Here is a 9,209-nt window from a genome sequence, read left to right as displayed (position 1 = left end):
CGCCCCCATCTCACCAGCAACTTCCCGATGATCAGTCGGGGATCATAGCACCCGGAGGAGAATGATCGAGATATAAGGGTCGCCATTTATGGCGACCGAAAGCGCTAGTCACACAGGGGGAATTACAGCTTCAACGGCGGTAACTGCGAGAAAACGCTCAGCAAACCTTTGCTCCACAGCTGACGAATCTGCGAAAAATAGGGATGCTGCTCAGTGATATGATACTGCTCGTTGTCGCTGAAGGTATCGGTGTGATAAATCATCACATCCAGTGGCAGCCCCACTGAAATATTACTCGCCAGCGTTGAATCCATTGAAATCAGCGCACATTGCATCGCCTGGCTCAATGGCGTTTCATAGCGCAGCACCCGGTCAATAATTGGCTTGCCGTATTTGCTCTCACCAATCTGGAAATAGGGTGTATCCACGCTGGCTTCAATGAAGTTGCCTTGCGGATAGATCTGAAACAGGCGCGGCTCTTCACCGCGAATCTGGCCGCCTAACAGCAGCGTGCCGCCAAACTCTTCGCCATCACGTTTAATCACTTCACGTAGGGTTTCACCCACCAGCAGCGCAATGTCATACAGCGATCGCCCATTCAACAAATTGGGCTGATCGCTGTCATGGCTGTTGCGCCGCAGCAGGCTCATGACGCTTTGCGTGGTCGCCAGATTTCCGGCACTTTGCAGCACCAGAGTGCGTTCATCATCAACCTGAAACACGTGCAATTTACGGAACGAGGAAATATGGTCGACGCCCGCATTGGTGCGTGAATCCGACACAAAAATCATCCCTGACGATAAACGCATTGCCACACAATAAGTCATAGTCACGCCTACAAAAAAATTACTGCTGCGGATGCACCTGCTGCACCGCGGCTACCGCCAGCATATCTTCACCGCCGCCGCCCAGTCGCATACCACGCACTGGACAAGCATCGAGATAATCCACACCCACCGCCAGACGCAAATGTTGGCGCGTACTGCGAGTATTATTGGTGATATCAAAGCTGTGCCAATTGCCATCCATCCAGGCTTCTACCCAAGCGTGGGTGGCAACGTGTTCAACATTATCAGTATAGAGATAACCACTGACATAGCGCGCGGGGATCCCGAGGCTACGGCAGCACGCCAGAAACACGTGGCTGTGATCCTGGCAAACGCCGCTACCGGCGGCAAATACTTTCGCTGCGGCATCGCTCACCTGGGTGCTACCTGGCCGATAAGGCATTTTCAGCAACAGTTCGCCCATCAGCTTTTCCAGGCTGGCGAGGGGCTTCTCCGCATGCCAGTAGCGCAGCGCGAAATCACGAATCGCCGCATCCGGCAGCGTCAGCGGTGTGGCGCGCAAAAACACCAACGGCGACAAGGTGCATTCGGGATCCGGCGATAGTTCACCGGTATCCAGAATATCCACCACCCCGCGCGCCGCAATTTCCAACTGCTGATGCGGCGTATCCAGGGTTAACACATGCATCACATTGCCGTAAGCATCCAGAGTGCGCGTGGCTTCGCAGGGCAAATCCAGATCCCACGACAGAATCTGCTGGTGCACTGAATTTTGCGGCGTCAGGCGCAGATACTGGGTGCTGAGTTTCACCTGCTGCTCATAGGCATACCAGGTTTTATGCTCGATATTCAGTCTCATTTCGCCTCCAGATAGGTTTGATTGATGCTTTCCGCCAACGCGTTGATCTGCGAAAGAAAGTGATTAAGCCAGCTGTACAACCCTTCACGCGTCAGGCTCTCCCAGGTGCTAAAGCGCATCTCCGCTAGCAGCACCGTGGCCAGATAACGCGGGCGATCCTCACCGCTGCTGCCGATCTGCTCCAGCTGCGTGGCGATCTCTTCAATGCAGGAGTGCAGCGATCGCGGACTTTCGCTGCGCAGGATCAGCATCTCATTGACCAGATCCGGCATCAGTTGCTGCTTGAAGATCGCGTTGTAGGCTTCACGGGCCGATACGGCGCGCAATAACGAGTCGAGACAATAATATTCACGCACCGAATCGGGATTCTGCTCCAGCAACTGCTGATTGACGCTGAGTAAACGCGCGGTGCCGTCACTGCGTTCCATTAAGGTACCGATGCGAATAAAACTCATGGCATCCCCACGCAACAGGGTGCCAAACATCGCGCCGCGAAACAGATGGGAGCGCTCTTTCACCCAGTCAAAAAAGCTGTCGGCATTGGCACTGGTGATGCCGCGACGCCGCGTGTTTCGCATCTCAATCCACGTGGAGTTGATGCTCTCCCACACTTCCGATGACAAGCTGCCGCGCACCGCGTGCGCATTGTTCCACGCCTCCTGCCAGCAACTGAAAATGCTGCTGGGATTACGGTCATCTAGGGCAAAGAAGTTAAACAACTGCGGCATGGTGAAGCGCCCGTTGAGGGTTTCAAACTGTTGTCGTGTACCGGTGAGATTCAGCGGCAACAGCAGTTCATCACCGTGGCTGTTGCGTACCGGCATCAGCGACAGCCGGTTGGTGACATCCAACACCCGGGCAAGTTGTTCTGCGCGCTCCAGATAGCGCGCCATCCAGTAAAGGCCACTGGCCGTGCGGCTTAGCATGATGCGTCATCCTCCAGAACCCAGGTGTCCTTGGTGCCACCGCCCTGCGATGAGTTCACCACCAGCGAACCTTCCGTCAACGCCACGCGGGTTAAGCCGCCAGGCACGATGCGGATATCCGCGCCACTCAAGGCGAAGGGGCGTAAATCGATGTGGCGTGGCGCAAGGCCGTTGTCGATAAAGGTCGGGCAAGTCGAGAGGGAGAGCGTGTCCTGCGCGATATAGTTAGCCGGTCGCGCTTTTAAGCGATCGCGGAAATCGCTGAGTTCTTGCTGGCTGGCAACCGGGCCAATCAGCATGCCGTAACCCCCTGCGCCGTGAACCTCTTTCACCACCATTTTGTTGAGATTCGCCAGCACGTAGGAGAGATCCTGCGGTTTGCGGCACTGCCAGGTCGGCACGTTGTTGAGGATCGGATCCTCATCCAGATAGAAGCGGATCATGTCTGGCACGTAAGGGTAGATCGATTTATCGTCCGCTACGCCGGTGCCGATGGCATTGGCCAGCACCACGTTGCCGGATCGATACACCGACAATAAGCCCGGCACGCCCAGCATTGAATCCGGCCTAAACGCCAAAGGATCGAGGAAGGCATCATCCACGCGGCGATAGATCACATCGACTTTGCAGGGTCCTGCGGTGGTGCGCATCATCACTGCACCATCTTTCACAAACAGATCGGCGCTTTCCACCAGCTCCACCCCCATTTGCTGGGCGAGGAAACTGTGTTCAAAGTAAGCGCTGTTAAAGCGGCCTGGCGTCAGCACCACCACCACGGGGTCGTTGACTGGGGAGCTTTCGCGCAGCGTTTGTAGCAGGTGTGAAGGATAACGCTCCACCGGGGCCACGTGCTGTTCGATAAACAGCTCCGGATAGAGGCGCATCATCATCTTGCGGTTCTCCAGCATATAGGAGACGCCAGACGGCGTGCGCAGGTTGTCTTCCAGCACGTAATAATCACCGTCATTATTACGAACCATATCGACGCCGGTGATATGCGCATAGATATTGCGGTGCAGATCAACGTCTTGCATGCAGGGTTGGTATTGATCGTTCACCAGCACCTGCTCGGAAGGCACGATACCGGCTTTAAGGATGTGTTGTTGATGATAGATGTCGTGCAGAAAGGCATTGAGTGCCTGCACACGCTGGCGGATGCCGCGATCGAGCATCGACCATTCGCGAGCAGGAATGATGCGCGGCACACTGTCGAACGGGATTAAACGCTCCGCTCCGCCATCATCACCATAGACGTTGAAGGTGATGCCCACGCGATGAAACAATAATTCCGCCTCTTCGCGCTTACGCGCCACTGCCTCTTTGTCCGCCTGTTGTAACCATTCCCAGTAATGCTGATAGTGCGCGCGGTGTTGGCCGTCGCTCAGCAACATCTCATCATAGAAGTGTGACGCTATCTGGTAGCTTTCTTTCATGATTTACCCGGCGCTTGTCAGAGGACGTATCTCCTCTCCTGCACAAAGTGTGCCAGAGGCTCGCGCCCGCAACGGCACACGCGCCCCAATAGCGGAGCAGCGCCGGATAACGGTGGTGTTGCACCTTACTGGTGCATCAACTGCTGCGCAACTGGCAGCCAGATATCGGTCATCGCCCCATCGCCGCCAGTAAAAGGATCGCGATGCGGTAGCGGTACGCGCGCAATCTGATCTTTCGCGGCACGTAAACGAGAAGGCTCATCACGCACGGTTTCTGGCGACATTCCTTCAGGATAGGCGCCAACGGCAAAAAAATCGTCCGAGGCGAACACCTGTTTATGGCCGACACCTGCGGGGATCAGTACCGCATCGCCTTCGCGCAGCGTCACCATGCGGCCGCTGTCGCCGCCGAACAGCACTTCAGCCCAGCCGGATGCAATGCCCAGCACTTCATGGGTATTGGGGTGGTAATGGGTGTAAGGGTAGATTGGCGCGCGCCACGCAGCAGGCCAGCCGTTGGCGCTAAACGTTTTCTCGAACCAGGCCGCGCTGTCGCTCTGCAGTTCCTCATCATAGTCTGGTGCGATGCCAGGCCAGATGATCAGCGGCAGCAGATTGTTAGGTATGCCGCCCGACGGCAGCGACAGCATCAAATGCTGCGGATTGCTGGATGAACCTGCTGAAAAGGTACCGGCGGCGAAAGACATCAGTAACAGCAGGCTGGAAGTGTTGGCAGTCATACTCTTTCTCCGGGAAGCCACGTTGCTTAATTGTGGCAAAGCCCAGGGGCATTGCAATGTGCGCCCACCAACAAAATTCACATAAAAGAATGATTTACCTTACTAAAGCCAAATTAGTTGGCAACAAATTTAACATTTCGTGGGGTGAGGGAGAGAAGCCTAAACTGTTATATAAAAACATCCCAGATCTGTATCTGATTCACTTCACTGTTATGTGATTAACTGGCAGGCAGTGATAATGAGAGGTGAACAATGGACACGATCAAACAAATCCTGCTCGATGAGATCGCCACGCTGAACCGTGAAGGCCAGCGCGATAATCTGCCGCGCTTTAGTTTTTCTTTCCTCAAAACCCATCCCGGCCTCTGGGCGGTGATGTACCTGTGTTACGCGCTGTGCGTGGCGCTGATTTTCTCCACTGAGATGCTGGGCTGGCCAGCGTTCTGGTTTGCCACCGCGTTTGTGCTGGTGATGAGTGTGCTGATGCTGATGGACATCAACCCCAAATACCGCTTCGAAGATATCGATACGCTGGATCTGCGGGTGTGCTACAACGGCGAATGGTATTACGTACAGCCGGTTTCACAGCAGGCGCTGGATAAAATTGTCGACCATCCCGGCACGCCCGATCGCGTGCGCAGTGGTATCGATCGTTTGATGAAACAGAAAGGCGAAGTCGATTTTTACGATGTGTATTATCTGACCTGGGGCCACCAGCAGGCGGCAACGGTTTAAAGGGATGTCGTGGCGCGATTTATCGCGCGTAGTTGAGCCATACCCTCGCAGTCAGATGCGCCATAAATGGCGCCGCTACGATTCAGTAGAGCTGTCCGACCTGAGTTCAGCAATCAATTTGCCCAGCGTCTCCACTGCCGCCTCGGCCCGTGCATCCCACGGCCAGGCGGTATTGAATCGGAAGCAGTGGCTGAATCCTTCACTGCCGGAGAACAACTGGCCCGGCGCAATACTGATGCCCTCTTTCAAGGCCAGATGATAAAGCTGCGTGGTGTTGATCTGCTCGGGCAGTGAAATCCACAGGAAATAGCCACCGGGCGTATCGCTGATGTGCGCCTCAATCGGCAAGACGCGGCGCAGCGCCTGCTGCGCCTGCTGCTTACGCTTTGCCAGCGTCTGACGCAGCTTCTTTAGATGGGTATCGTAGCTGCGGGTGCTGAGGAAATCGGCCAGCGCCAGCTGCATCGGCGCACTGGTGGAGAGCGTGCTCATCAACTGAATCCGCTGCACGCGCTGGGCGTGACGTCCGGCCGCCACCCAACCGACGCGAAATCCCGCCACCAGATTTTTTGAAAAACTGCCGCAGTGCAGGACATTCCCTTCACGATCAAAAGCTTTCGCGGGCAGGGGTTTGTCGTGACCATTGTAGAGGTCGCTGTAGACGTCATCCTCAATCATCGCCACCTTGTGCCGCGTCAGCAAAGCCACAAGTTGCTGCTTACGTTCGACGCTCAGCGTAAAGCCGAGCGGATTTTGGCGGTTGGTCATCAACCAGCAGGCTTTCACCGGCCAGCGTTGCAGCGCCTGCTCCAGTTCATCAAGATCGATGCCTTGTTCGACGTCGCTGGCGATGGCGATGGCGTTCAGCTTCAGGCGCTCAATCACCTGCAATGCCCCGTAGAAAGAGGGGTTCTCAATCACCACCCAGTCACCGGGTTCCGTTACGGCCTGCAAACTGAGATTGAGGGCTTCCATCGCGCCATTGGTAATGACGATATCGTCGGGTGATAAGGTGATGCCTTGCTGGGCGTAACGTTGGGCCAGAATTTTACGCAGCGCTTCGTTCCCCGGCGGCAGATTGTTGAGTGCGTCAGAGGGCTTGAGATTGTGCGAGACTTTCACCAGCGAGCGCATCAGCTGGCGCTGCGGAAAGAGTTCAGGGTCGGGAAACGCCGAGCCGAAGGGAATAATGGCCGGATCGCGCGTGGCTTGCAGTACATCGAATACGAAGCTGTTGGTGTCTGCCTGCTCAGTTCTGGCAATGGCCTGCGTGGGTAAACGTGGACGGCTTTCAGCGGCGCGCGGGGCAATATAGTAGCCGGACTGGGGCTTAGAGACGATCCAGCCCTGGCTCTCCAGCACTTCGTAGGCGTGCATCACCGTCATCAGGCTAAGCCCGCTCTGCTCCGCTTGCTGACGTAGCGACGGCAGCTTTTCTCCCGGCGGCCAGATGCGTGCTTCGATTTGTGCCCGTAACTGATCGACCAACTGCTGGTATTTCGCCACCCGACCTCCGCTGTTTGGGATTTGTGCGGCTATTTTCCCTCACCCTAACCCTCTCCCGCAAGCGGGAGAGGGGCATCACCACGCCATCAAGGCAGCCGCACCAACTCCAGCTCTTCCTCTACAAAATTGGCCAGCTCGTGAACGCGCTCTGGCGGTACCGGCTTGCCGAGCAGATAGCCTTGCAACGTATCGCAGCCGAGGCCTGTCAGGAACGCTTGCTGCTCTTGAGTTTCCACCCCTTCGGCTACCACTTTGAGGTCCAGCGACTGCGCCAGTGCCACAATAGCAGAAACGATGGTGGCATCTTCCGATTTGGCCTGCAGTTCATTAACGAACGCGCGGTCGATTTTCAGTTCGCTCGCGGGAAGGCGCTTGAGGTAGAGCAGACTGGAATAACCGGTACCAAAGTCATCGATCGAGGCTTTGACACCCATATTGGTCAACTCGGTCAGGATGCGCACACTCTCTTCCGGATCGCGCATCGCCGTGGTTTCTGTCACCTCCAGCGTCAACAACTCAGCGGGAATCTTATGCTTTGCCAGCGCCTGCGTGACGGTCTCCACCAGATTGCACTGCTCAAATTGCAGCGCAGAGAGATTCACCGCCACCGACCAGTGCGGATGGCCCTGCATGTGCCAGCTGTGCAACTGACGGCAAGCCTCATCAATCACCCAGTTGCCGATATTAATAATCATGCCGGTCTTCTCGGCCATCGGCAGGAATTTGTCGGGAGCCAGTAACCCGCGAGTCGGATGTTGCCAGCGTAACAGCGCTTCAAAACCGATAATTGGGCCACTGGGCGCGCAGTATTTCGGCTGGTAGAACAAACGCAGTTCGCCATTATCCAACGCCTGCCACAGGTCGTTATTCAACTGCAGCTGTGACTGCGCCAGCGTATTCATCGATGGCTGGAAGAAGTTGTATCCGTTACGCCCGTTGTTTTTGGTGTGGTACATCGCGGCATCGGCATTGAACATCAGCTCGCGATCATCTTTACCATCGCCAGGATAGACCGCGATACCGATACTCAGCGAGACCATTAACTCATAGCGGGAGATATCAAACGGACGGTCCACCGCTTTTACCAAGGCATCCGCTACAGCTGCCGCATCGTTGGGATCGTCGATTTCAATCAACAGCACAAACTCATCGCCGCCCATGCGCGCCAGCGTGTAATGCCCTTTCATCTGACCAATCATGCGTTCGGCCACGGCGATCAGCAGATTGTCCCCCACGTGGTGTCCAAAGGCGTCATTGACCGCTTTGAAGCCATCCAGATCCATAAACATCAAGGCAAACTGTGATTTTTCACGGTTGGCTTTGTTGATGGATTGCTCCAGACGATCCTCCAGCAGTATGCGGTTGGGCAGACGCGTCAGGTTATCGTGTAGCGCCAGCTGTGCCAGTTCACGGTTGGCTTCGGCAAGGGAATGCGCCAGGATCGAGGTGCGCGCCTGCAAGCGGGCGTCAAGCATCGACACCAGCAACGTGATACCGAGAATTGCGAGGGTGACGACGGTGACCACAATCGCCAGCCAGTTGCTGTTAACGCCCATATGCGTCGCGTGACTGTGCATCGGGAAAGACGCCGCCGCCATACCGGTGTAGTGCATACCGGCTATCGCGCAGCCCATCACCACCGATGCACCCAAGCGCAACAAGGTGACGCGCCCGTGACCTTCGCGCAGGTTGAAGGCCAACCACAATGCTGCGCCAGAGGCCACCATGGCAATCACCACCGAAGCCGCTACCCAATTCCAGTTCCAGGTAATGCCCGGTGCGAACATCAGGGCCGCCATGCCGGTATAGTGCATCGCCACCACGCCAGAACCGAGCACGAAGGCGCCGCCCACTAAGCGTTTCCAGGGTAAATCCGCTGAGGAACAGACCAGCCACAGGGCAAAGATCGAGGCCAGAATGGCGACCATCATGGAGGTCACCGTCAGCATCGGATCGTAGCTCATCACCATGTCGAGGCTCATCGACAGCATGCCGATGAAGTGCATCGCCCAGATGCCGACGCCCATGGCGAATCCACCGCCCAACAACCAAACCAGCGCCACCTTGCCGGTTGAGGAGGCCACGCGTCCCGCCATATCTAATGCGGTAAACGAGGCCAGCATCGCCACCAGAATCGAGACGATCACGGTAAACGAATCATACGAAGTCACTAACATAGTGATTTCCCAAGTTAAAGCCGTTTTAAATCAGCTGTGGTATTA

At 56.0% G+C, this 9,209-nt stretch carries 8 protein-coding genes; 1 reads left to right on the top strand and 7 read right to left on the bottom strand.

What is annotated here, in order from left to right:
* Positions 1-122: 122 nt before the first annotated feature.
* The 5 genes from ACPUC8_RS25025 to ACPUC8_RS25005 form a co-directional block, all read right to left on the bottom strand.
* A complete protein-coding gene (locus ACPUC8_RS25025; RefSeq protein ID WP_039328866.1) occupies positions 123-827 on the bottom strand; it encodes a proteasome-type protease in 705 nt (234 codons plus the stop codon).
* A gap of 19 nt (positions 828-846) precedes the next feature.
* Positions 847-1,647, bottom strand: coding sequence for a transglutaminase family protein (locus ACPUC8_RS25020; protein ID WP_494927675.1), 801 nt, complete (start codon positions 1,645-1,647; stop codon positions 847-849).
* On the bottom strand, positions 1,644-2,573 hold the full coding sequence (locus ACPUC8_RS25015) for an alpha-E domain-containing protein (RefSeq protein WP_494927674.1): 930 nt from the start codon (positions 2,571-2,573) through the stop codon (positions 1,644-1,646). Before ACPUC8_RS25015 ends, ACPUC8_RS25020 begins: the two co-directional genes overlap by 4 nt.
* Positions 2,567-4,006: a circularly permuted type 2 ATP-grasp protein gene (locus ACPUC8_RS25010; RefSeq protein WP_494927673.1), complete on the bottom strand. Its 1,440-nt coding sequence runs from the start codon at positions 4,004-4,006 to the stop codon at positions 2,567-2,569. Before ACPUC8_RS25010 ends, ACPUC8_RS25015 begins: the two co-directional genes overlap by 7 nt.
* A gap of 125 nt (positions 4,007-4,131) precedes the next feature.
* Complete coding sequence (locus ACPUC8_RS25005; RefSeq protein WP_039328871.1) at positions 4,132-4,746, bottom strand: cupin domain-containing protein; 615 nt, start codon at positions 4,744-4,746, stop codon at positions 4,132-4,134.
* Positions 4,747-4,998: 252 nt separating this feature from the next.
* Between ACPUC8_RS25005 and ACPUC8_RS25000 the strand changes: the two genes are divergently transcribed.
* Complete coding sequence (locus ACPUC8_RS25000; protein ID WP_039328872.1) at positions 4,999-5,481, top strand: YlaC family protein; 483 nt, start codon at positions 4,999-5,001, stop codon at positions 5,479-5,481.
* Between the two features lie 75 nt (positions 5,482-5,556).
* Here ACPUC8_RS25000 and ACPUC8_RS24995 read toward each other — a convergent pair whose 3' ends face one another.
* Complete coding sequence (locus ACPUC8_RS24995; RefSeq protein ID WP_494927672.1) at positions 5,557-6,987, bottom strand: aminotransferase-like domain-containing protein; 1,431 nt, start codon at positions 6,985-6,987, stop codon at positions 5,557-5,559.
* 86 nt (positions 6,988-7,073) lie between these two features.
* Complete coding sequence (locus ACPUC8_RS24990) at positions 7,074-9,164, bottom strand: putative bifunctional diguanylate cyclase/phosphodiesterase (RefSeq protein ID WP_494927671.1); 2,091 nt, start codon at positions 9,162-9,164, stop codon at positions 7,074-7,076.
* Between the last annotated feature and the right edge of the window lie 45 nt (positions 9,165-9,209).

The sequence above is a fragment of the Pantoea sp. CFCC18177 genome (assembly GCF_059412425.1).
Note: the sequence above shows the minus strand (reverse complement) of the source record. Positions and strands in the feature narration are given on the sequence as shown.